Here is a 23668-nt window from a genome sequence, read left to right on the forward strand (position 1 = left end):
TGGAGGGGTTCCCGAGCGGCCAAAGGGATCAGACTGTAAATCTGACGGCATTGCCTTCGATGGTTCGAATCCGTCCCCCTCCACCACTTTCTTTCTGAAGTTCTTCTAAACCTAATCAAGTTTAAATATATCCAATTTATATCCATTTTCTTTAAGCCAGGTTTCTGCTTTTCGATAATCTGGATAGATGCTCTCAACCGTCTGCCAAAACCTACGGCTATGATCCATCACTTTTAAATGCGCTACCTCGTGTGCAACAACATATTCAATTACCCACAATGGCGCAGTTACTAACTGTAAATTAAATTGTAATCGGCGTTTCGAATCACATGCGCCCCAACGACTACGCACATGCTTAACACTCACACTATGAAATGATTCGTTAATTTGTTTTGCCAATAGCTGCACCTTGACGCTGCAATAATCAGTAAGTTTATCTTTTACAAAATCAGCGATTAATGAAAGCTGCTTATCTCTTACATTTATTACCCGTCGCGATGTATTAATCGACAGTACCTCATCAACTAATTCAGCGTTACTTTTAAGCTGCCCTTCAACAAATGCTAGATTAACGTCTTCACCTAAAATAGAGAGTGTTTTTTGCGTTAATACCGAAGCTGCATCAATACGTTTAATCTGCTTTTCTAAGTGTTTATTTATCCAATTTTGTTTTTGCATTAACCATTGTTCAATAAAGTCTTGTTTTAAATGCATAGGGGCATAAACAAATACTTCTTTTGCTTTAATTTTTATGGCGAGTGTTTTACGATTTTTACTGCGTTTTAGCTGATATTTGATCGACATTATTTTCTATTGTGGCTAACTTGCTATAGTTATAAGAATCTAGCGCTAATCTGTATATAAATGAGTCAAAACAGCGAAAATCCACTCAAAGATAAGTCCATTTTAATTATTGATGACCAGAAATCATTCCAACAACTGCTAAAAGGCATGTTGGTACAACTGGGTGCCAATAACGTCTCATTTTACGATTCCGGCGAAGCCGCCCTTAATAAAATTGACAAAGATTCTGTTGATATTGTGTTTATCGATTATAACCTTGGACAAGGCCGAAATGGTAAACAGTTTTTAGAAGAGCTTAAGTATTTAAACAAATTATCTCGCCACAGTATTTCCATTTTAGTTACAGGAGAAAGTACTCGCTCAGTTGTTTTGTCGGTACTTGAAATTGAGCCTGACGATTATTTAATTAAGCCGTTTTCAAGTGGCATGTTAAAAACACGCTTAAGTAAGCTCTCCAATAAAAAGAAGCTCTTTTTTGACGCGAATCAGGCAATCGAAGACGGCCAACTAGAAGCCGCAGTAAAAATTTACTTAAAAATCGCCAAAGAGAGACCGCGTAATGCTCAGTTTTGTTATAAACGTGTCTGTCAGATCTACTTTGACTTAGGGCAATACCAAAACGCCTTTGAATTACTTGGTAATATTTTAGCCACTGCACGGCCCACTTGGGCATTAACTTATATGGCACAAACTTGCATGTTTTTGGCACAATACGACAAAGCAATCCGTATTTGTGACGAACTACTCGGTCAAAACCGCTTTAATATCGACGCATTAGATATTAAAGCGTTGTGTTTAAACCATCTTGACCAAGGTAAAGAATCGATTTTTCTTATCGAGCAAAGTTGCAATATTTCACCGCATTCATTTGCAAGGCAAAAAACCTTTGCTGAAATCGCACAAGCAAACAACGATCTTGAGGCGCTTATTAAAGCACACGGCACCCTGCTTGCCATGTCTAAAGGCACCGCATTTTCCCATATTGATTATCAGTTTAACTACATTCGTGCCATGTTCAGCCAACTCCATTTGGCTAACTCAAAAGAAGAAAAAGCTGACCTAAGTAATCAAATTAAAGGGAGCTTACGTCAAGCACAAAACGACCCTACCGTTACGGAGCAACATGCATTGTTTAAAGAGTTTAATACTTTTTGCGAAGCGCGATTAAGTGTCAGTGAAGGCGATTTTTTAGATGCAAAGAAAATGATAGCGCCTTATATTGCTGAACAATCATTAAGTAGCTCGGTATTGCCTGATTCTGTTATGGCGCTGTTTGATTTAGGTGAATTTGACGATGCCAACGCGCAGCTTGAAAAATACAAAGAGCTGAATGAGTGCGATGGGCAAACCCTTAAACAACTACAAGAACGTAACGAGTCACTTGCAAATCATCAGACCGAGTTTGAACAGCATAATGTACGTGGCATCGAGTTGTATAAAAAAGGCGATTTTCAAAACGCTATTGAGCAATTTGAAATGGCACTTAAATACGCACCAATGAATACCGGTAGCGCACTTAACTTACTGCAAGCCTTATTACAGCTTTTGCCTCGAGCAAATCAAGCAGCCGATGTTATTTTGGAAAAATGTCGCAGTAATTTTCGCTTGGTTGAAGGTATGGCACTGCCTCGTCAACACGCCAAACGACTTGAAGATCTTAAGTTTGAATACAATAAGTTAGCTAAACTTTATTCACAATCAAATTAGCAAAACCTTAGCTAAGTGCTAGGCTTAAAGGATTCAATATCTGATATTTTTGATCTATGAGCAATGCACCAAAATGTAAATATGTATCGCCCGAAAACGAGCAATGTCGTGAGCTTGATATGGGTGGCGGCTATTGTTTTTGGCACGATCAAAAATACGATAAAAGTGGCTTAGCATTAACTGAAAAATTAGAGCGCTACGCCAAGCGCGGCGGTTTGTTAAAAGGCTTACAGCTAAAACGAGCCGACCTTACCGGGCTTAACCTAGTCAATCACCACGGTGAAGATTTCGACCTATCGTACAGCAACTTTTATCGCGCAAATATGCAAAACGCGCATCTTTACAACACCTGTATTCGAGATGCCTCACTGATGAAAGCCGATTTACGTGACGCTAATTTGCATTGCGCCAAATTAGAGGGAACAAACCTGCTGGGCATTAAACTAGTCGGCGCACGTATCGATAATATGAAATTAGGCCACACCTTATTACAAGAAAATCTCGCGCGAAAAGCTGAAAAAGAAAACGATAGTGACAAAGCACTGGATTATTTTGAACAATCTGAAGAAATCTATCGCGATCTTCGAAATGCCGCAGAGAATCAAGGACTGTTAGAGCTATCAGGCAAGTTTAATCACAAAGTACTGATAATGCGCAGGCATCAATACCCGAAATTTTCAAAGCATCGCATTGCGTCAAAGTTTTTCGATATGCTTTGCGGCTATGGCGAACGCCCTGTGAACGTTATTTTCTTTTCGATGATGCTGATTCTGCTGTGTGCACTAGGTTACTTCACATTTGGCGTAAACTTTAACGGCGACACAATTCAATTTAGTTCAGCACAAAACACGCAAGAAAATTTAATGGCGCTGGTCAACAGCCTCTACTTTAGCGTAGTGACCTTTACAACCTTAGGATACGGTGACATAACGCCCCTTGGCTATTCCCGATTTATCGCCGCCGTCGAAGCTTTTTGCGGTAGCTTCTCTCTAGCCCTGTTTGTGGTAGTTTTCGTTAAGAAAATGACGCGTTAGCGTGAACACCCTTAACGAAAACTCAAACCATTAACCCGAGTATTAACGTCATATTCGTTTTGCTAATTAATGTTGCCAATAATAAACAACATCATGAATACCATTGAAAGTAATCGAAAAAAGAACAACTGCCCTTTTAAACTGCGTACCTGTTTAGACGTTTTAAAAACTTTTAACTCTAATGCTTTACAATATTCACGACTAATCATAATAGAACCCTCATAGTAGTATCGGTGTTATACCAACATACCTGTTTGGCACACTTAGTTAGATTATGCATAATCGTTACCAAGTTTTAATATGCCTTCGTGTTCCTTTTTACCCTCGCTCCTAACTTGCTATCGACCTATCAGATAAAACTTTAAATGATATTTAAAGTTTACCTTGCTTTCAGCTATTTTCTGCCATACAAGATAAACCACCAGTTGAGTTATAACCTTGTTTTACTTTACACGCTTTTGGTTAGCTAAAGTTCACTACGTTGAAAACGCGCATAAAGACCAGAGTATCTCGATACCGTGCGTGCCATAGCGCGTTCTAAGCCTCCCGCTAACGATACCAATTCAAACGATTCTTTCGCACGCGTAATACCCGTGTATACCAATTGTCGATTAAGTACCGGTGAATTAACCGGTAGTAGCATAGCAACATGTTTAAATTCAGAGCCTTGCGATTTATGAATTGTCATCGCATAGACAGTATCAAATTGCGGTAAACGGGTGGTTGAAATAACGCGTTCAGCGCCTTGATCATCAATAAAACTCGCCATTAATCGACCGTTTTCATCCTCGATGATAATGCCAATATCACCGTTAAATAAATTAAGCTGGTAATTGTTTTCGCTGATCATAATTGGCATACCAATATAAAAATTACCAGTGCGTTTAATTAACTGCTGCTGGCCAAGCTGTTTTTCGATTTTCATATTAAGCTCGTTGGTACCATACGGCCCAACACGCGTTGCACACAAGACTTGGTAGTTTGCAAACGCTAAATGAATATCGCGAATGCTATCGCCATTGCGTATTGCTTTAAGGTAAACACTGTAGTGGCCGGCTGCGCGGTCAATAAATCCCTTAAAATCAGTTTCAAGCGAACTGAACATCAAATCTGCGCTGTTTGAGTGATATACCTCATTCAGAGCATTCAAATCATTGCTATTAACCGCTTTTGCCAATCGCCCTATGCCGCTGTCGGTTTTAAAACGGTGACTAACTTGCAAATATGCAAGGTTATCATTGAGCTCATAAGAGGTTGGTTTTGCCGCATTCATTGGCATATTAAGTAGCTGCGCGAGAGTTTTCGCTGTCTCTGGTGTGTAATTATGATCGTTACCTAACGTTAACGGGCGACATAAATCTGACAGTACATTACCCGTATCAACCGACGATAATTGGTCTTTATCACCTAATAAAATAACCCGCGCATGACTTGGTAATGCATCAAATAGTTTAGCTAACATAGCTAAGTCGACCATTGAAGCTTCATCTAAGACCACCAAATCCACATCGAGCGGGTTTTGTCGATTGTGGCGAAACTTGTTTGATAAATGGAGCACCCCCAACAGACGGTGCAAGGTTTGCGCTGTGTCTGGAATATGCTTTGCAATTTGCGAATCAATATTCAAGTGTTGCTTTGCACCGGCAATCGATTCGCTCAATCTCGCCGCTGCTTTGCCCGTTGGCGCAACGAGTTGCACTTTTAGTGGCACCTTGCTGTAGAGCGATTGTAAAATTGCCAACAATTTAGTCACTGTGGTGGTTTTACCTGTACCCGGTCCACCAGAAATAATGCAAAAACGTTTTAAGCAGGCTACGGCGCAGGCCACTTTTTGCCAATCAAGGGCCCCTGTGTCATTAAAATAATGAGACAGTAAATTACCCAACTCAGTTAAATCGAGGTCAGTAGAAAGTGCATTTCTCGCCTTTACCGCCTCTACAAATTCACGCTCATAATCATCATAGCGAGCAAAATACAGGTGTTTTGCAAACAAACGTAATGGCTGTTGCTCCCCTACACTGTGGTGTGCCTGCAAAAGTGCACTGAAGTCATCATCACTTGTAAATGGCGACTGCTTTTTACCATATTCAGTGAGAGCAAGATTAAACGGGTCGTCTTTATCAATGCTTTCAAGCGGTAAACATGAATGCTGAGAGCGCACCGCACGGCTTAATAACAGTACTAGGTAAAATACTTTAGAATCGCTATCTGGCACTAAAACGCTCGCCAGATTAAGGTCAAACTGGTCAATTTTGTCATATTCAATAAGTAGTTCACGCATTGAATGTCCCCTTATCAAATAAGCTGTCTAATGCAAGCACTTGCTCAACATCCGGTGCTTTGTAATACACGCCATTACCCGTTGGCATACCGCGCATAAATAAGTAAAGGCTGCCCCCCAAATGGGTGTGAATGTCGTAATTAGCAATGCGTTGTTTTAACAAACGGTGTAACGCCACTGTGTAGAGTAAATATTGCAAATGGTAATGATGTGAACTCATCACAGTTTCCATATTATCTTGATTATAATCCTCGCCACTATCGCCTAAATAGTTCGACTTATAATCGAGCACAAAGTAACGGCCATCAAAACAAAAGATTAAATCGATAAAGCCTTTCAGCATGCCGCTTATGGTAGCGCTTGTAAGCGGTGTAAAATGGTCACGACTTTGCGTTAACAGAATATCGTTAAGTTTGCGGGTTACTAATTCGTTTACTGGCAGCATAAACTCCATTTCGATTAGGCACTGCGTCATATCTAATTGTTCCATCGCTATGGCTAGTGGCGCCAATGGTTTAGCCAACAACTGTTTAATCCAGTTTTCAACAACCTCCTGCCAACCATCATCAATTTGATATGCGAGTAACTGCTTTTCCACAACATCTGCAAGTGGTTCTTTTTGCTCAAAAATTGGCTGTTCCGGCGAGTTAAAATCGATTTCTTCCATAATAGCGTGTAAACAACTACCCGCATTGGCGCCTTTTGGAAAACTAAACTCATTTTGTAAAATTGCAGTTGTGCTTTCCTGCCAATCGAGTAAATGCATTTCATCATTGGCACCTTGCTTATAATCGAATGAGCTGCTATCGCCATGAGATGACTTAGTTAATGATGAAAAACTCGAAAGTCGCCATTTATTTGGTACGCTTTGTGTTTTTTGCTTAACCATTAACTGATCAAACGTGGTTTCTGCCTGAGGCAACACTACGGGCGATTCGGGCGCACTATAAAGTGACGCGCTTAAACCATGATGGCTATCGCAAAATCCGCGCAGTTGGTTATACCAGTCATGTCCGGTATCAATATCGTCTTTATTAAGTAGCAGATGTCCTAATGGCGTTTTTGCAATACCAGGGGTTTTGCTGCGGCCATCTTTACAGTTGTATAAACCCACCACTAAGTAATGTACTGCACGCGTTAGCGCAACATATAAAAGGCGCAAGTCCTCAGCAAGGCTTTCTTTACTTGCTAGCGTTTTCGCCTCATCGTCTGGCGCTAAATCATAAATAAGTGTGCCATCGTCTTTATGATAAACCGCATCGTTATTTTCTCTAAAGCTTGCCACAAACGGCATATACACAACCGGATATTCCAGCCCTTTTGAGCCATGCATGGTTACAATGTTCACCAGTTGTTGATCGGTTTCTAGGCGCAGTTGCGAGCCTTCCGCCGCGAATTTAGTAATTTGGTCATAGAGCCAATGCAGCAAACGATGATAACTATTCAGCGCCAGTTGTTTTTGCTGTAATAATTCACCTAAATGACGAATATCCGTTAGCAAGCGTGGTACATCCCAGCCTTTTTGCTGCCAACGACTCGGAAGTGCATTTAATTCGACCAGTGATTCAATCACCGCCATTACACCTTTTTGTTGTAACAACAATTTTAGCTCGGCAAAGTGTTCTAAGGTTTCTTCCCATGCATTGGTATTTTGCGTTAATGCATGCACTTGTGAATAATTTAGCGCAAACAGCGGTCCCACTAAAACGCCGCGAAAAATCGCTTCATTGTAGGGGTTAATAAGCGCAGAAAGAAAGGTTAATAAATGACTGGCTAGTGGCGTTTCAAACACACTATCGCGTGATAAAAATACACTGGCAACACCACATTTATAAAGAGCACTTTTAATTGAATTTGCTTGGTTGCGATCCCTGACGAGTACCGCGATATCGCTTGCCTTTAACGCTTCACCTTCCAATTTGGCACGCCCCGCTGCCGCATCAATTAATAGTTCGGCAATTTGCGAGGCGCAAATATTGGCAAGGTGATTATCTCCTTGCCCTTTTGCTACGGTGTCATCAAGTTCATCTAAGACACAAAAATGGATACCCGACTTACTTTTTTCGTTAACAAATAATCCCGACTCGCTGCTTTTACCAAACGCGTTTACTTTGCTAAATGGAATATCTTTATTAAAAATAAAACTATCGTCTTTGTTAGCGAAAATACTGTTTACACCATCGACAATTTGTTGCGATGAACGATAGTTAGTATCCAGTGTGTAATGGCTTTCTAGCGGTACTTGGCGCTTGGCGTCAATGTAGGTAAAAATATCAGCGCCACGAAATCCATAAATAGCCTGCTTAGGATCACCAATCATAATCAATGCGTTGTCGTTATTCGATACGCTGTTATTGGTTAAATAAATATTGGCAAATATACCGTATTGAATAGGGTCGGTATCTTGGAATTCATCAATTAGTGCCACTGGGTACTTGCTTAAAATTGCATTCGCCAGCTCACCACTTGTGTTAGTTTCAAGCGCCAAACTTAAATTTTGTAATAAGTCATCAGGATTAATCAGCTGATGCTTTTGTTTTTCACTGAGTAACCAATCAACAAGGTAGTGATACGCACTAATTAAAATCGACACCGGCAATGCTGCTTCGGCCTGCGCTTTTAGCGTTGCCGCTTCATCAAATAAGGTCGAAAGTTGATGACTAACCGGTGTTTTATCTTTTAAATAATTGCCTTTATCTGCAAATGCTTGCTCACCCCATATTTCAAACGAGCGTTTTGACGCGCCTTCAAAGATCACCTCATCACTTTGGCAATAGGCGTTTAATAATCCTAAGTTTTTGCTGCTCGCAATTGGTTTTGATTTTTTAAACGGTGAGTTTTCAATAAAGCCGATAAACTCTTGCGCTAAGATCTGCTGTTTTAGCGTACTTGTGGTCTCATAAAGAGCATTCTGTAACGAAAGCGCCTGCTCAAAGGTATAATGCGGCGTAATTTCAATGCCTGTGCGGCTCAATAATCCAAATAAATTTTTAAGCAATACATCCGGTGATGAAAAACAGCTGGTTACCGCCGCGTACTCTTGCTTTTCAAGTGGAAAAACAAACTGACGCCAAAAATCTTTAATCGCGGTCTCAAGCAATTCACTCTGATCCATAATAAATTGCAAATTAAACGCCATTCCTGATTCAAACGCATGTTGTTTAAGCATACGTTGACAAAAACCATGAATCGTAAAAATGGCGGCGTCATCGAGCGATTTAACTGCACTGTCGATTTGATAAAACGCGCTGTGGCTATCATCTATTTGACTTACTAACTCGTTAACTACCTGATCTTTTGTTTCTTTACCCAGTAGAGCGTCACGCAAGGTAATTAAACGCTGCCTTACCCTGTCTTTAATTTCCGCGGTGGCCGCTTCGGTAAACGTTACTACTAAAATCTGTTCAATACTGAGCGGCGTTGAACGTTTACCTTCTTGAGTAAAGCCAAGTAGTAACCGTAAATATAGCGCCGTGATGGTATACGTTTTACCGGTACCCGCGCTTGCCTCAATTAAGTTTGCGCCGCACAGCGGCATCGCCATAGGTTTAAGATTTTGCATATTTATGCTCCGTAATAATGGCGTCTATCGGTGCAAGATAGGTTTCGGTTAATTCAATAAACTCTGCAGCGACACTTTCTAGGGAAGTAAAATCGAGCGCAATATACGGATCGCTTAATTCGTTTTGACCAACAAACGAGGCACCTGAAAAGGTGTTTTCTGCCGTGGCAAAATCACGTTTTTGTAAATAGCTAAATCCAGTCGTCGCAAACAGTGGCAGTGGCCGCGTAAACATACTGAGGTAAAGCTCGCCCCATTTTTCAAGCTGAGCTAATGCCTCGTCTTGGTTCAGTTGCTGGTATTCAATATAGCCATCAAGAGATAAAAATACGGTGCTGTTTACATCACCACTGGCTGAGCCCGCTAGGTGATACAAATACCCGGCAATCTTATCTTTTGCTTTTAATTTTGCTGTGGGACGATACAAATATTGAGTCGCCAACGATACAGGTTTTAATGCACCACTTATTTTCAGCATTGATAGTGACAAATCTACACGTTTTGGCTCAATTGGTGTTTCATCACCTATAATAATTTGATGGCGTTTTAACTCCATCAACAAAGGCTCTGCAGTATTCACCATGTTATCAAACGCCAACTCAGCACCCGCACCTTGCGGTAAATCGCCCCTTGCTATAATTGCCGCCAAATTAGGGGCATTACTGAGATAATCGCGCTCGATAATTTCTTGCAAATAGCGGTAACGCGTTAAACCGTCTAAGGCAAAAGTTTCGTCATCTTGATTATTAAATTGATAGTCACCTAATCGTGCACCAATGGTGGAGCGATAAAACGATTGCTGTGGTGCAAGTAATTGCTGAATAAACAACGCTAAATCAACCTGTGTGTCGATATCGGCACCTAACGGCTCGTTTTGACCCGTTACTGGCGTTGGTTTTGGTAACCAAATCGGGTTATAGCTTTGCAGGTGCGATTGTTGATAATACGCAGGATTAAACGGCTGCAAGTAGTGGCTAACCGTTAATGATTCAATAAGTTTACCCTTATCGTGCTCAAACACACGGGATAAATAGTCTGTTAGTTCACTGACTAACACACTAGGTAAACGCTCCGAATTATCCACACACGAATTACCGATATAGCTTAAATACACATGTTCACGGGCACTTAAAATTGCTTCCAAAAACAAGTAACGGTCGTCCATTTTACGTGAACGGTCACCTTTTTGTGGTTTGCTGTGCTGAAGTAAATCAAAACCCAGAGGCTGCACACTGCGCGGATAATCGCCATCATTTAAGCCTAAAATACACACCACTTTAAAGGGCACTGCACGCATTGGCATTAGAGTACAAAAGTTTACTTGGCCCATAAAAAAGCGCTGGCCAACCCCTTTTTGCATCAGTTGCTGCTTGAGAATATGCACCATGAGCACTTGCGATACCGTGCCAGTATGGTCATTGTTTTCAAAGTGCTGTAAAACGTGTTCGAGCGCTTTTTGCACATAGCCTAAGTCGTTATTTTGGCTTACATCACTTGCGTAAAAGCGCATTGTAAGTTGTTGCAATTGCTTTACTTTATCAGCTAAGTTGCCACTGGTTTTTAACTCTTTTTGCGTTTGTTCAAGTGCATCAAAAAAACGAATTAATTTAGCTAGCGTTTCAACCGCCATGCCTTCAACCTGATCGGCGGCAAATAACTGATTAAATTCGGTGTTTTCGTCTTTGCTGGCAAACCCCAGTATTAAGCGCGATAATCCCTGTCGCCAACTATTAATAGCAATTTTCGGTTGGTTAAATTCGCCTTTATGTTCGCCATCAATGCCCCAGCGAATATTAACCTGCTCTAACCAATAGCCAATTTGATTGAGTTCTTCGCTCGAAATTTCAAACTTTGCTGAGATTTCGTCAACTTGTAATAAGTCCAGAATATCAGATACGTAAAAACGACAAGCGCCTAAATCGGCGAGTTTGAGAAAGCTATTTACGATTGGTTTTTCTTGCTCAACACCTAAGTCAGAAATCGCAAATGGAATATAACGATTGTTTTTTGCACTGCCGAATACCGCTTCAATATATGGGCTATACTGGCCCGAATCAGGCATCATCACAATAATATCGCGCGGCGATAAGCTTTCGTCAGCACTAAATAGGTTCAACAAATGATCGTGCAGCGCTTCTACTTCTCTAAGTGCATTATGGCAGCGCGCAAACTGAAATGACGAATAGCCCTTGTTTTCACTATAAGTTAACTTGCCTTCATCTGATACAAACCAAGTTGAATCACTAGCAAGCGGCACACCTTTAAACGCTAACTCAAAAATTTCCTGTTGTAATTGACCCAGTAAATTTTCATCGAACGCTTCAATAAATATATCCGTCCACTGCGCGTCTAATTCCACCAGCTGCTCTAAATATTCACGCCCTAACTTACCCCATGATGCCAAAAGTGGATTACCTACAATGTAATAATCTTCGCCTTCGGCATCAATATTTGGTTTTACGTCATAATTGGCAATAATTTTCGCTTTGGTTTTTTCATCAACCACGTCACCCCAGTAGTGTTTACTTGGGTTGCACAAATAAATGTACACATCAATGTGCTCGGCTAATGCCTGAAACACTTCAAGTTGCTGACTAGGAATAGCTGACAGGCCAAATATGTATAAGTTTTGATGAGATAAATTAATTGCATTTTTGCTTAGGCATGCAATTAAATCTTGATGCAGATTCGCACGGTGATATGGGTTTTGCCCAAGTGTTTGCGTATGTTCAACAAGTTTTCGCCATAATATGGGCTGCCACGGTGCAATTGATATATCGACATCGGCAAGTTCGTCGTCGCCCTGCTGCCAACTCTCCAGCCAAGCTGGTCGGTACATTAAATATTGGTCAAAGGCATCGGCAATTTTTTCGCACAAACTAAATAATCGCGTATCGTTATCGAGCGCAGTTTGCGTATCTACCAAGTACTGTTTTAATAGTGCAAATTCCGCTTGTTCTAAACAATTAGGCAAAATATTAAATAGCTTCCACGCCATATTATTTTTGTTAAATGACGATTCTTGTGGCACATCTGACAATAAGTTTTGGTATAAACGCCAAATATAACTTGAAGGCAACACATAATCGATTTGCCCTGTGACACCATGCTGCTCGGCAATCAACACCTTTAGCCACTGCGCCATACCGGGTGATTGCACCAATACTTGCTCTTTATCAAAAATGCTCGGATTGGGGCTGTGCATCAGCGACTGAGATAAGTGAAGCTGAAGCGCTTCCATACGGTTTGATTGAATAATATGCAGCATTTTAAGAACAAACTAACTAATTGGTTTACCTTATATTAATTTAAATAAAAGCGGCTGACTATGAAAGAGTAAAAAGCTAACGTGACACGCTTGTTTTTTGTTAGACTAGTGCGCACTAATCTCAGATGTGGATAACAAGGTGAACAATGAAAGTTATCAGTTTTAATATAAACGGCTTACGTGCTCGTTTGCATCAACTACAAGCGGTTATCGACAAGCATCAGCCTGACGTAATTGGCCTTCAAGAAATTAAAGTACATGATGAAGCTTTCCCTATCGAAGATGTTGAAGCGATGGGATATCACGTTGCATTTCATGGTCAAAAAGCCCATTACGGCGTGGCGGTTCTTACTAAACAAGCGCCAATCGCAATTGAAAAAGGCTTTCCGACCGATACTGAAGAGTCGCAAAAACGCATGATTATTGCGACAGTAGCAGATAAAAACGGTAATCCGGTTAAAATTTTAAACGGCTACTTCCCGCAGGGTGACAACATTGCCCACGAAACAAAATTTCCATACAAACGTCAGTTCTATCTCGATTTAATGACTTATTTAGCAAGTCATGATCCTGAAGAGCAAATTATCGTAATGGGTGATATTAATATTTCACCGCTCGATTTAGATATCGGTATTGGTGAGCCTAATCGTAAACGCTGGCTAAAAACCGGTAAATGTTCATTCCAACCAGAAGAACGTGAATGGCTTGCTCGCCTACTCGATTGGGGATTTGTTGATACCTTCAGAGCATTAACACCAGATGCTACTGAAAAGTACTCGTGGTTTGACTACCGTTCTAAAGGCTTTGATGATAACCGCGGTCTGCGTATTGATGTTGTGCTAGCAACGAAAGCGCTTGGAGCAAAATGCATCGAGTCAGACATTGATTACGAGCTGCGCGGCATTGAAAAGCCATCAGATCACGCGCCAATTTGGGCAACATTTGATATTTAACCGGATCAATTGATAGGTAACCCTGTGCAATTTGACTTAGCTGAATTAACCTGTTTGTTGTTATTTGCAATTGCAGTGATTAAATCACTGAATGCGACCACGCGTCATGTTCTTTTATCAAATCAAGTTGTGCAGCGAAGCGTGCTCGCCATCAGCCTAATGTTAGTTGGCTTTTGGTCACTCAAGGCTGGGCTTTATCCCGGTCTTGATATTCACGTTTTAGCGCTGACTGGTGTAACGTTAACGCTTGGTCCTCGCCTTTCAATTCTCACTGCAGCGCTTAGCCATAGTTTACAGTTAGGCCTTGGTTTAGTGCCGTTTGAACAAATTGGCAGCTATGCCCTATTTACCTCGCTGTTGCCTATTTTGTTTAGCTATGCACTGTTTTTAATGTGCTACCAGTACATTACTCGCCATTTATTTGTTTATATCTTTGTTAATAGCTTTTTAGGCGCCGGCCTTACCGCCGTATTTCATATTGGCTTAATGACAGGCTATCATTATTTTTCTGGCCACTATGACTGGCAAATATTGCTTGATAATTACACTTTTTTAGCAAGCCTCATCTGGTTTCCAGAAGCCACCATCAACGGCATGGCAATGACGGTGTTAATTATTTATCACCCTCATTGGGTAAGAACCTTTTACGACAACGAGTATTTAGCGCGCTAAACCATATATTTTGAAAGAGCCGAGTTTATGGTGCACTAATCTCGTATCTGCTGGTGGTTTAAGGTTATAATCATGCGATTATTTATCGTGTAACCAGATCTAAATGTCTCAACTTTATTTTTGCCCTATGTGCCAGACGCCACTTGCCGATGACACACATCGTTTAATTTGCGCCAATAACCACAGTTTTGATAAAGCCAAAGAAGGTTATATCAACCTGCTGCCCGTGCAAAACAAAAAAAGTAAGGATCCGGGTGATAACAAAGAAATGGTTATAGCACGACGCGCGTTTTTAGCTCGTGGTCACTATAATTTTTTACGCGATGCAATTTGCCAACAGATTGAAACACTGGCGAGTGACAGCACATTACTAGATGTTGGTTGTGGCGAAGGTTTTTATACCCACAAATTTGATGAATGTGAGAACGTAGCAACGACTTACGGGCTCGACATTTCAAAACCTGCGGTTAAATATGCTGCTAAGCGCTTTAAAAACTGCCATTTTAGTGTTGCTTCATCGTCGAGTGCACCATTTAACGACGCGGTGTTTGATATTGTAACCAGTGTATTTTCACCACTATTTAGCGATGAATTAAATCGCCTTGTAAACGACAACGGCACACTAATTGTTGCAAGCCCAGGTGATAACCACTTAACTGAATTAAAATCGATTATTTATAACGAAGTAAGACCACATCAAGCAGTTGAAGCGCCAACAGGCTTTAGCCTTCAAAGCCATACGTTACATACCGAAGTAGTTAGTTTAGAACTCGATGCGTTAACTGAATTAATTAAAATGACGCCATTTGCGTGGAAATTCCGCCCGGAGCATTGGCAATCTCTCAGCGAGAAAACACCTTTTACAGTAACCCTGTCGTTTTATGTAAGTGTGTTTAACAAAGGCATTGCTTAATCTTACAAGGCATTACGTGAATACAAAAAAGTGTCAGCTAAAGCCCTGACACTTTTTGGTTATCACAGGGTATTTAAAAAAGATCGCGTTTAAACGCATTATCCATTTTGTCGTACACCTCTTTAAGCAGATATGCCAAATCGCCGTAACGCGGTTTGGTAATTGATACTGGCGGCTCGACCCCGTGCTCAGTCATTTTGCCGTAAACCTCGCGAAACCACACCGCTTCTTGAGGCGGTAGCAACGTATTGGCACGCTTGCCTAACCAATACAAACCTTGCACTGGCATTGACAACAAAAATAAAGAAAAGGTTAACGCTTGCGGTAAATATTCAAGACTTAAAAAGTTTACCTGCACAAACACGCTTAACACCGCAAGCAAAGGCACAACTTTAATGGCAAGCTTAGTTGCCTTTATGACACGAAACTCCAAAAATACAGCGCCTAATTTAGGCTCCAACGGCCATGTTTTGCTGTAGTGATGCCCATCAGAAATTTGCGCTAACATCGATTTTTGCATTACCACCTCGAAATTGCATTGAGTTTCTAGAATTACCTAACGAAAAAGTAAATTTTAGGGTAAAATTGCAACTAATAAAGTCAAGTATACCATAGTCTGAAATGACTGCCGAAAAATCTATTTAAGGAAACCATTAACTATGTCGCACAATGTGCTCGTATTAAATTGTGGAAGTTCAAGTTTAAAGTTTGCCATTATCGATGCCACAACTGGCGCAGCAAGCCTAACCGGCTTAGCCGAGTGTTTATCACTCGATAATGCATCGCTAAGTTACAAACTTAACGGTGAAAAGCATAAAATCGAATTACCAAAAGGGGCACAGCACGACACTGCCATTGCAGAAATCGTTAATCTAATTAAAAAGCAAAACTTAAGTAACAGCTTAATTGCGGTAGGCCATCGCGTCGTTCATGGCGGCGAAGCATTCACTGGCTCAGTTATCATTGATAACGCTGTATTAAATAGCATCGAAAGTAATGTTGCCCTTGCACCACTTCACAACCCAGCTAATTTAATGGGTATTCGTGCGGCACAAGCGGCATTTGCAAACTTACCACAAGTTGCCGTGTTTGATACGGCATTCCACCAAACAATGGAAAAACAAGCGTACTTGTATGCGCTACCACTTTCGCTATACAAAGAGCACGGTGTGCGCCGTTACGGTTTCCACGGCACTAGCCACTTTTTTGTTGCTAATGAAGCCGCTAAATTAATTAATAAGCCAATAGAACAAAGCGCGATTATCACTGCCCATTTAGGCAATGGTTGCTCTGTTACAGCGGTTAAAAATGGTAAATGCGTTGATACCAGTATGGGCTTAACACCGCTTGAAGGCCTTGTAATGGGCACGCGTTCAGGCGATTTAGACGCAGGTCTTTACAACTATTTATCAACCACACTTGACTATTCAAACAGCCAAATCGACGCATTACTAAATAAACAAAGTGGCTTACTTGGCTTAAGCGAACTTTCGAGCGATTGTCGAGAAATTGAAGAAGCAGCCGAGCAAAATCATGTACAAGCTAAGCTTGCTCTTGATGTGTTTTGTTACCGCCTTGCTAAGTACATCGCGTCATACGTTGTACCATTAGGTCAGCTTGATGCCATTGCCTTTACCGGTGGCATTGGCGAAAACTCATCACTTATTCGTGAAAAAGTCATTCAATTACTGGCTTATTTTGCCTTTGAACTTGATAACGATGCCAACCTCGCAGCACGCTTTGGTAACAGCGGCATAATCGCGTCTAACCCATTAGGTGCAAAAGTACTTGTTGTGCCAACCAACGAAGAGTGGGTTATCGCGATGGATGCACATAAGCTTGTGGAGGCACGCTAATGTCACATCGTATTATGCTTATTCCCGTATCAACGGGCGTTGGCCTTACCTCGGTTTCTGTGGGCTTGGTGCGTGCCCTTGAAAAAAAATCGGTTAAAGTTAACTTTTTTAAACCTATTTCTCAGCCTCGCGGTAAAAAAACAGGGCCTGAGTTATCTACCGAAATCGTTAAAATTGGCTCAACCATTAACCCCGCGAAATCAATCGATTTACATACCGCGGAGCAAATGATTGGCGACGGTAAAACTGAAGTTTTACTTGAAGAAATTGTCGGTCGTTTTGAAAAACATGTTGGCAAAGATGATGTTGCGATTATTGAAGGTATGGTACCGACACGTAAGCAACCTTATGTTGGCCGCGTAAACCGTGAAATTGCACAAACCCTTGGTGCGCACATTGTATTTGTTTTAACGCCAAGCAATGATGACGTAGATGAAATTGAAGACCGTATTGAGCTAGCAGCAAGTTTATACGGTGGTGTTGAACACCCTCGCGTACTCGGCTGTATTTTCAATAAAGTAAATGCACCACTCGATGAAGAAGGTAATATTCGCACTGACTTTATCGAGCCAAGTAATGATGAAAGCTTGCAAATTGAGCTTAATCGCATTGCATCGCTGCCACTATTTCGTAAAAAACCGTTTAAGTTATTGGGTTCGGTACCTTGGTACCAAGATTTAGTTGCGCCGCGCGTAATGGACTTAGCCAAGCACCTCAATGCCGAAATTTTAAATTACGGTGATATCGAGCATCGTCGTTTAAGAAGCGTTACATTCTGTGCACGTACCGTATCAAATATTCTTAACCACTTTTCACCGGGTGCATTATTAGTAACCCCGGGTGATCGCTCGGATGTGTTAGTTGCAGCCTGTTTGTCAGCAATGAATGGTACAAAAATTGGTGCGGTACTGTTAACCGGTGGCTTTAAACCTGAAGAACGCATTTTAAAATTGTGCGAACAAGCGTTTGATACTGGCCTGCCAATTATTTGTACAGAAAATGACACTTGGCGCACCTCGATTCTACTACAAAGCTTTAACCTTGAAGTACCGGTAGACGATGAACAACGTATCGAAAAAGTAAAAGACCATAATGCCCGCCATATCGATAAAGACTGGTTAGAATCACTGACGCAGGGCGTTGCGCTAAATCGTAAAATGTCTCCACCAGCGTTTCGTCATTTGCTGTCATCTACTGCACGCTCAGCGCAAAAAACCATTGTCTTACCTGAAGGCAACGAGCCGCGCACAATTAAAGCTGCGGCTATTTGCGGCGAGCGTAACATTGCCCGTACCGTTTTACTTGGTGACCGTGAAGAAATTGAACGTATTGCTGAGCAACAAGGTGTGCAGCTAAACGATAACGTTGAAATTCAAGATCCAAGCATTGTACGACAAAACTACATTGCGCCTATGGTTGAGCTACGTAAACACAAAGGCTTAACGGAAGTTATTGCCGAAGAGCAACTGCAAGATAACGTCGTGTTAGGCACCATGATGCTCGCAGAGAATAAAGTGGATGGCCTTGTTTCAGGCGCGGTACACACCACAGCCAATACAATTCGTCCGCCGCTACAGTTGATTAAAACAGCGCCAAATAGCTCACTGGTATCATCCGTGTTCTTTATGCTTTTACCAGATCAAGTATTGGTTTACGGCGACTGTGCAATAAACCCTGATCCAACAGCAGAACAATTAGCCGATATCGCCATTCAATCGGCTGATAGCGCAGCCGCATTTGGCATTGAACCACGCGTTGCGATGATCAGCTACAGTACAGGTACATCAGGTACCGGTGATGACGTTGAAAAAGTACGTTTAGCAACCGAACTTGCTCAGGCAAAGCGCCCTGACCTATTAATTGATGGTCCACTGCAATACGACGCTGCAATTATGGAAAGCGTAGCGAAGAAAAAAGCACCAGACAGTAAAGTTGCCGGTAAAGCAACGGTGTTTGTATTCCCAGACCTCAACACAGGTAATACAACATACAAAGCAGTACAACGAAGCGCTGATCTGATTTCTATCGGTCCAATGCTGCAAGGTATGCGCAAGCCGGTAAACGATCTATCGCGTGGTGCCTTGGTAGACGACATTGTTTACACCATTGCATTAACTGCGATACAGGCAACGCAAGAAAGCCGCTGATCAGGTTGAAAATAGCCTTACAGATGATATTTTTTTTGATATTGTAAGGCTATAAACCACAAGGATTTTTGGGAGTAATATGTCTCAACAAACGTTAGCCGTAATGCAAGAAACCTTTACGATTCACAGTTTTGACGTAGACACACCTATTCCACCTGCCGTTTATCAAAGCAAGGTGTTTTTTATTGCGCGCACCTATGATGAGCTCTCGGTTGTATGCCCATCCCATGTAAAACTTGATTCAAACGAGCAAGAAGAAGATTGGGCAGCGCTTGAGGTTTTAGGCCCTCTTGGGTTTTCTATGACCGGTATTCTTTCTAATATTTCGGGCGTTCTGGCAAGTGCAAAGATCTCCATTTTCGCAATCTCAACATTTGACACCGATTATATCTTGGTGAAAAAATCATTAATTAATGACGCCGCAACTCACTTGTCAAAAGCAGGCTATAAAGTGGTTGATAGTTAATGCGCGTGTTAAAACAAGATTTTTACAGCGTTAAACATGCAGCTCTTGCTATTCACGCGCCATTTTCCGGTCGGGTGATAAGCCAAGGTGACGCCATGAATCCATTAGTACGCAATCGATTGTTGGGGTTAGGAGTTGAATTAGAAATCAGCAATTATCAGCTTTTTGCCCCTTTCTCAGGCACTCTGCTCTCAGTCAACCAAGGTGGTTTAGAGTTTGCCTTTAAATCAAAGCAAGGCCTTAAATTGCTGGTTCTCGTCAATCTAGATGAACAATCTCTACCAATGACAGGCTTCAAACAACACCTAAAGGTTGGCGATTTGGTTTCCGCTGGGCAACTTGTCGCGAGCTTTGATTTTCGTAAACAACATCACAGTGTTTTCGCGAGCATTTTACTGCTTGAGCCTGAGCGCTTAAACAAGGTGCTTGATAAATGTTACTATCAAGCGAGCCGCGTAACCGCTGCAAACGATATTTTATTTAAATTAACAAAACGAATTAATCATGATTAAACTTTTTGGCATTCCAAACTGCGACACAATTAAAAAAGCAAAAAAGTGGCTTGAACAAAACAACATTGAATACACTTTTCACGACTACCGCAAAGACGGTGTAGACTCAGAGATGGTAAATACCTTTTGCCAACAGCTAGATTGGCAACAAGTATTGAATAAGCGCGGCACGACCTATCGCCAACTCGATGATGCAACTAAAGAGAGCCTAAACGCCGAATCTGCTGTGGCACTATTAGTAGAGCAACCAGCCATGATTAAGCGCCCTATTTTAGAAAAAGATGGCGAATTACATTTAGGCTTTAAAGCAGACCAATACCAAAGTATTTTTTCATGAGTGATTACAATGTAGTAAGCCTTACGCAAGCGCTTATTCAAAAGCCCTCAGTTACACCCGATGATGCTGGCTGCCAAGATTTAATGGCCGAGCTGCTAACGCCGCTCGGGTTTAATATTGAGTCTTTATTTTTTACCGACACATTAAACATGTGGGCGCGTAAAGGCACTGAAGCACCACTATTCTGTTTTGCGGGTCACACCGACGTGGTACCAACTGGTCCAACAGATGCATGGCATCAACCACCGTTTTCGGGTAATTTACTCGACGGTTATATTCACGGTCGCGGCGCCGCTGATATGAAAGGCTCGCTTGCCGCTATGCTGATTGCCACAAAGCGTTTTATTGAAAAACACCCAAATCATAAAGGAAGTATCGCCTTTTTAATCACCTCAGATGAAGAAGGCCCGTTTATTAACGGCACAACTAAGGTGATTGATGTATTAGAAGCGCGTAATGAGAAAATTGATATGTGCTTAGTGGGCGAACCGTCATCTAGCCATACCTTAGGGGATGTAGTTAAAAATGGTCGCCGTGGTTCATTAACCGGGTTTGTTACTGTGAAAGGTGTGCAAGGCCATGTCGCCTACCCGCATCTTGCAAAAAACCCAATTCATTTAGCTGCCCCCGCATTGGATGAACTGGCAAATACGCAATGGGATACCGGCAACGAATACTTCCCAGCCACCAGTTTCCAAATCTCAAATATCAATGGTGGTACTGGTGCTGGTAATGTGATCCCTGGCAGCGTTGAAGTGCAGTTTAACTTTCGCTACAGCACTGAAGTAACCGCTGATGAGCTCACTGCGCGTACTGTTGCTATTTTAGACCATCACGGACTTGAATATGATATTCGCTGGGTTTACAACGGATTACCTTTTTTAACCGATGAAGGCCCGCTACTTGAAGCTACCGTAGCGGCCATTAAAGATGTACAGCATATTGATACATCGGTTGAAACCACAGGTGGTACATCTGACGGGCGTTTTATTGCACAAACAGGCGCACAAGTAGTCGAACTGGGCCCTATCAATGCAACCATTCATAAAGTTAACGAGTGTGTAAACGCACGCGATCTTGAGATCCTTGCTGATGTTTATGAGGCCATTTTAGTTAAATGTTTAACCTAGATGAGCAGGCAGCGCTTGGTCTTACGCAAGCGCATTTATGCGATTATCACGGTCGCTTAGTTGAGCAATCGATTGTACGCAACCTCAAGCAAATGCAAGTTGCCGCAAGCAAATGCAATATTACTCTTTCTCTTGCCTCTAGCTTTCGCGATTTTGAAAGGCAAAGCCTTATTTGGAACAATAAGTTTAATCAAATCAGACCCGTGTTCGATATCAACGACCAGCCAGTCGATTTAACTCACTTAAATGAACAAGACAAATGCCAAGCAATCATGTTGTTTAGCGCGATTCCTGGGGCGAGCCGACACCACTTTGGCACCGATCTGGACGTATTTGACGCAAATAAGGTAGATGATAACTATCAATTGGCGCTTAGCCAACAAGAGTATGCATCGGGTGGACCGTTTTTAGAACTTGCGCAATGGCTTGAACAACACGCTGAAACGTATGGATTTTTCTTGCCCTATAAGCAGTTTAATGGGGGCGTTGCAAAGGAGCCGTGGCATATTAGTCATATCAGCCGAGCGCAATATTACAGCAATATCCACTCTAAAGAATTGCTTGAAAAGCTACTGATAAACTCAAATGTGGCAGGTTGGCCAAGCTTAGTTGACCAACTCGATACAATTTATCCTCAGTACGTCAGCAATATTAGCGCTGCTGGTAATTAGCAAAGAAGCGCTGTATTCCCTCTATCGCCGGGGTTAATTGGTCTGGATGTGGTAAAAACACAAGCCTAAAGTGGTCTGGATCAGGCCAATTAAACGCACGCCCATGCACTAATAATGTACGCTCTTGCTTAAGTAAATCTAAAATCAGCTTTTCGTCATCATCGACATTAAAGCGCTTAAGATCAAACTTAGCAAACGCATAAAGTGCGCCCTTTGGTTTTACACACGAAACACCATCAATGGCGTTTAAGCCTTCATATGTCATATTACGCTGCTGATACAATCTGCCGCCTGGCAAAATCAAATCGTCGATTGATTGCACCCCACCTAATGCTTGTTGAATGGCATATTGTGCAGGTACGTTTGCACACAAACGCATTGATGCAAGCATTTCAAGCCCTTGCATATACTCATCTAACAATGACACTTTGCCGCTCAATACCATCCAGCCCATGCGAAGGCCCGCAGCGCGATAGGTTTTTGCTAACCCATTAAAGGTAATAATTGGTACATCGTCACATAGGCTCGCAATCGACGTGTATGGCGTATTGTCGTAGATGATTTTTTCGTAAATCTCGTCACTAAATACCAGTAAATTGTGCTCTCTTGCTAAACCTAACAGATCATTAAGCAATGCTTTGTCGTAAACAGCGCCCGTTGGGTTATTTGGGTTAATCAGCACAATTGCTTTGGTATTCGATGTAATTTTACTTTTAATATCATTGATATCTGGAAACCAGTCTTGCTCTTCATCACACAAATAGTGCACTGGGTTACCACCAGCCAGCTTAACCGATGCCGTCCAAAGTGGATAATCAGGCGCTGGGATCAGTACTTCATCTTGGCTATTAAGCAAAGCTTGAGTCGCCATTTGAATAAGCTCACTAACGCCATTACCAATGAAAATATTATCGATTGATAAATTTGAAAACTGTTTATTTTGGTAGTATTGATAAATAGAAACGCGGGCCGAGTATAAACCTTTTGAATCACAATAACCCTGTGCGGCACTCATATTTCGAATAATGTCTTTTAACATATCTTCTGGCATGTCAAAGCCAAAGGCGGCAGGGTTACCAATATTTAACTTTAATACTTGTTCCCCTTGATCTTCCATTTCACGTGCCATTTTTAAAACTGGCCCACGAATGTCGTAACAAACCCCTTGTAACTTATCGCTTTTCTTAAACACTGCCAAACGTCCCCAAATACTATTTTTGCGTTTACCTTAAACGCTCTATTTTATAACAACCAAACGCGCAACGGACTTATGTCGTTACATAATTCCGATAAATAGCTTAAATCTATTGAAAGCTAGCGCATGCTCAAGCCTCAGGCTATCGCATTTGCATTAA

General features: G+C 41.6%; 18 protein-coding genes and 1 tRNA gene. 13 read left to right on the top strand and 6 right to left on the bottom strand.

The window, feature by feature from the left end; all coding sequences use genetic code 11:
• The first annotated feature begins 1 nt into the window (after position 1).
• Positions 2-86 (top strand) — tRNA-Tyr (locus AN214_RS09010).
• 25 nt (positions 87-111) lie between these two features.
• On the opposite strand, the gene AN214_RS09015 is transcribed toward AN214_RS09010, so the two are convergent.
• Positions 112-804, bottom strand: coding sequence for a M48 family metallopeptidase (locus AN214_RS09015; protein ID WP_054979428.1), 693 nt, complete (start codon positions 802-804; stop codon positions 112-114).
• Positions 805-864: 60 nt separating this feature from the next.
• On the opposite strand from AN214_RS09015, the gene AN214_RS09020 reads away from it, so the two are divergent.
• Complete coding sequence (locus tag AN214_RS09020) at positions 865-2511, top strand: response regulator (protein ID WP_054979429.1); 1647 nt, start codon at positions 865-867, stop codon at positions 2509-2511.
• Between the two features lie 56 nt (positions 2512-2567).
• Positions 2568-3545, top strand: a complete 978-nt coding sequence (locus tag AN214_RS09025) for a pentapeptide repeat-containing protein (RefSeq protein ID WP_054979430.1) — start codon at positions 2568-2570, stop codon at positions 3543-3545.
• 466 nt (positions 3546-4011) lie between these two features.
• Here the strand turns inward: AN214_RS09025 and recD are convergent, their stop codons facing one another.
• Genes recD through recC form a run of 3 tightly spaced genes read right to left on the bottom strand, consistent with a single transcriptional unit; the run spans position 4012 to position 12656 of the window.
• Positions 4012-5826 carry an exodeoxyribonuclease V subunit alpha gene (gene recD, locus AN214_RS09030; protein WP_054979431.1) on the bottom strand — a complete coding sequence of 605 codons (1815 nt, stop codon included), beginning with the start codon at positions 5824-5826 and terminating at the stop codon, positions 4012-4014.
• Entirely contained in the window at positions 5819-9388 is a 3570-nt protein-coding gene (gene recB, locus AN214_RS09035; protein ID WP_054979432.1) for an exodeoxyribonuclease V subunit beta, read from the bottom strand. The genes recD and recB overlap by 8 nt, the downstream gene beginning before the upstream one ends.
• Complete coding sequence (recC, locus tag AN214_RS09040; protein ID WP_054979433.1) at positions 9375-12656, bottom strand: exodeoxyribonuclease V subunit gamma; 3282 nt, start codon at positions 12654-12656, stop codon at positions 9375-9377. Before recC ends, recB begins: the two co-directional genes overlap by 14 nt.
• Positions 12657-12802: 146 nt before the next feature.
• On the opposite strand from recC, the gene xthA reads away from it, so the two are divergent.
• The 3 genes from xthA to rlmA all read left to right on the top strand — a co-directional run bounded on the left by xthA (position 12803) and on the right by rlmA (position 15194).
• A complete protein-coding gene (gene xthA / locus AN214_RS09045) occupies positions 12803-13609 on the top strand; it encodes an exodeoxyribonuclease III (RefSeq protein ID WP_054979434.1) in 807 nt (268 codons plus the stop codon).
• A gap of 24 nt (positions 13610-13633) precedes the next feature.
• Positions 13634-14281 (top strand): hypothetical protein, encoded by a 648-nt coding sequence (locus AN214_RS09050; RefSeq protein ID WP_054979435.1) that lies wholly within the window; start codon positions 13634-13636, stop codon positions 14279-14281.
• A gap of 103 nt (positions 14282-14384) precedes the next feature.
• A complete protein-coding gene (rlmA, locus tag AN214_RS09055) occupies positions 14385-15194 on the top strand; it encodes a 23S rRNA (guanine(745)-N(1))-methyltransferase (protein ID WP_054979436.1) in 810 nt (269 codons plus the stop codon).
• A gap of 73 nt (positions 15195-15267) precedes the next feature.
• Here the strand turns inward: rlmA and yfbV are convergent, their stop codons facing one another.
• Positions 15268-15714, bottom strand: a complete 447-nt coding sequence (gene yfbV / locus AN214_RS09060) for a terminus macrodomain insulation protein YfbV (protein ID WP_054979437.1) — start codon at positions 15712-15714, stop codon at positions 15268-15270.
• A 139-nt stretch (positions 15715-15853) separates the two neighbouring features.
• Here yfbV and AN214_RS09065 point away from each other — a divergent pair, with 139 nt between their 5' ends.
• The 7 genes from AN214_RS09065 (at position 15854) to AN214_RS09095 (ending at position 22313) form a co-directional block, all read left to right on the top strand.
• A complete protein-coding gene (locus AN214_RS09065; protein ID WP_054979438.1) occupies positions 15854-17050 on the top strand; it encodes an acetate kinase in 1197 nt (398 codons plus the stop codon).
• A complete protein-coding gene (gene pta / locus AN214_RS09070; RefSeq protein ID WP_010560291.1) occupies positions 17050-19197 on the top strand; it encodes a phosphate acetyltransferase in 2148 nt (715 codons plus the stop codon). The genes AN214_RS09065 and pta overlap by 1 nt, the downstream gene beginning before the upstream one ends.
• 79 nt (positions 19198-19276) lie before the next feature.
• The gene (locus AN214_RS09075; protein WP_010560292.1) at positions 19277-19663 is read left to right on the top strand and encodes an ACT domain-containing protein; all 387 of its coding nucleotides are present in this window, start codon (positions 19277-19279) and stop codon (positions 19661-19663) included.
• Positions 19663-20175 carry a PTS glucose transporter subunit IIA gene (locus tag AN214_RS09080; RefSeq protein ID WP_054979439.1) on the top strand — a complete coding sequence of 171 codons (513 nt, stop codon included), beginning with the start codon at positions 19663-19665 and terminating at the stop codon, positions 20173-20175. Before AN214_RS09075 ends, AN214_RS09080 begins: the two co-directional genes overlap by 1 nt.
• Positions 20168-20512, top strand: coding sequence for an ArsC family reductase (locus AN214_RS09085; RefSeq protein ID WP_200911124.1), 345 nt, complete (start codon positions 20168-20170; stop codon positions 20510-20512). The genes AN214_RS09080 and AN214_RS09085 overlap by 8 nt, the downstream gene beginning before the upstream one ends.
• Positions 20509-21642 carry a succinyl-diaminopimelate desuccinylase gene (gene dapE, locus AN214_RS09090; protein WP_054979441.1) on the top strand — a complete coding sequence of 378 codons (1134 nt, stop codon included), beginning with the start codon at positions 20509-20511 and terminating at the stop codon, positions 21640-21642. The genes AN214_RS09085 and dapE overlap by 4 nt, the downstream gene beginning before the upstream one ends.
• A complete protein-coding gene (locus AN214_RS09095) occupies positions 21630-22313 on the top strand; it encodes a M15 family metallopeptidase (protein ID WP_054979442.1) in 684 nt (227 codons plus the stop codon). Before dapE ends, AN214_RS09095 begins: the two co-directional genes overlap by 13 nt.
• Here AN214_RS09095 and AN214_RS09100 read toward each other — a convergent pair.
• Positions 22294-23511, bottom strand: a complete 1218-nt coding sequence (locus AN214_RS09100; RefSeq protein ID WP_054979443.1) for a pyridoxal phosphate-dependent aminotransferase — start codon at positions 23509-23511, stop codon at positions 22294-22296. The two genes, AN214_RS09095 and AN214_RS09100, sit on opposite strands and share 20 nt — an antisense overlap.
• Positions 23512-23668 lie beyond the last annotated feature (157 nt).

The organism is Pseudoalteromonas sp. P1-9 (assembly GCF_001399975.1).
In the GTDB taxonomy this organism is placed as follows: domain Bacteria; phylum Pseudomonadota; class Gammaproteobacteria; order Enterobacterales; family Alteromonadaceae; genus Pseudoalteromonas.

Bases quoted from the DNA above. Each gene is read 5' to 3' on its own strand.
- AN214_RS09015 (WP_054979428.1), bottom strand. From the start codon at position 804: ATGTCGATCAAATATCAGCTAAAACGCAGTAAAAATCGTAAAACACTC.
- AN214_RS09020 (WP_054979429.1), top strand. From the start codon at position 865: ATGAGTCAAAACAGCGAAAATCCACTCAAAGATAAGTCCATTTTAATT.
- AN214_RS09025 (WP_054979430.1), top strand. From the start codon at position 2,568: ATGAGCAATGCACCAAAATGTAAATATGTATCGCCCGAAAACGAGCAA.
- recD (WP_054979431.1), bottom strand. From the start codon at position 5,826: ATGCGTGAACTACTTATTGAATATGACAAAATTGACCAGTTTGACCTT.
- recB (WP_054979432.1), bottom strand. From the start codon at position 9,388: ATGCAAAATCTTAAACCTATGGCGATGCCGCTGTGCGGCGCAAACTTA.
- recC (WP_054979433.1), bottom strand. From the start codon at position 12,656: ATGCTGCATATTATTCAATCAAACCGTATGGAAGCGCTTCAGCTTCAC.
- xthA (WP_054979434.1), top strand. From the start codon at position 12,803: ATGAAAGTTATCAGTTTTAATATAAACGGCTTACGTGCTCGTTTGCAT.
- rlmA (WP_054979436.1), top strand. From the start codon at position 14,385: ATGTCTCAACTTTATTTTTGCCCTATGTGCCAGACGCCACTTGCCGAT.
- yfbV (WP_054979437.1), bottom strand. From the start codon at position 15,714: ATGCAAAAATCGATGTTAGCGCAAATTTCTGATGGGCATCACTACAGC.
- AN214_RS09065 (WP_054979438.1), top strand. From the start codon at position 15,854: ATGTCGCACAATGTGCTCGTATTAAATTGTGGAAGTTCAAGTTTAAAG.
- pta (WP_010560291.1), top strand. From the start codon at position 17,050: ATGTCACATCGTATTATGCTTATTCCCGTATCAACGGGCGTTGGCCTT.
- AN214_RS09075 (WP_010560292.1), top strand. From the start codon at position 19,277: ATGTCTCAACAAACGTTAGCCGTAATGCAAGAAACCTTTACGATTCAC.
- AN214_RS09080 (WP_054979439.1), top strand. From the start codon at position 19,663: ATGCGCGTGTTAAAACAAGATTTTTACAGCGTTAAACATGCAGCTCTT.
- AN214_RS09085 (WP_200911124.1), top strand. From the start codon at position 20,168: ATGATTAAACTTTTTGGCATTCCAAACTGCGACACAATTAAAAAAGCA.
- dapE (WP_054979441.1), top strand. From the start codon at position 20,509: ATGAGTGATTACAATGTAGTAAGCCTTACGCAAGCGCTTATTCAAAAG.
- AN214_RS09095 (WP_054979442.1), top strand. From the start codon at position 21,630: ATGTTTAACCTAGATGAGCAGGCAGCGCTTGGTCTTACGCAAGCGCAT.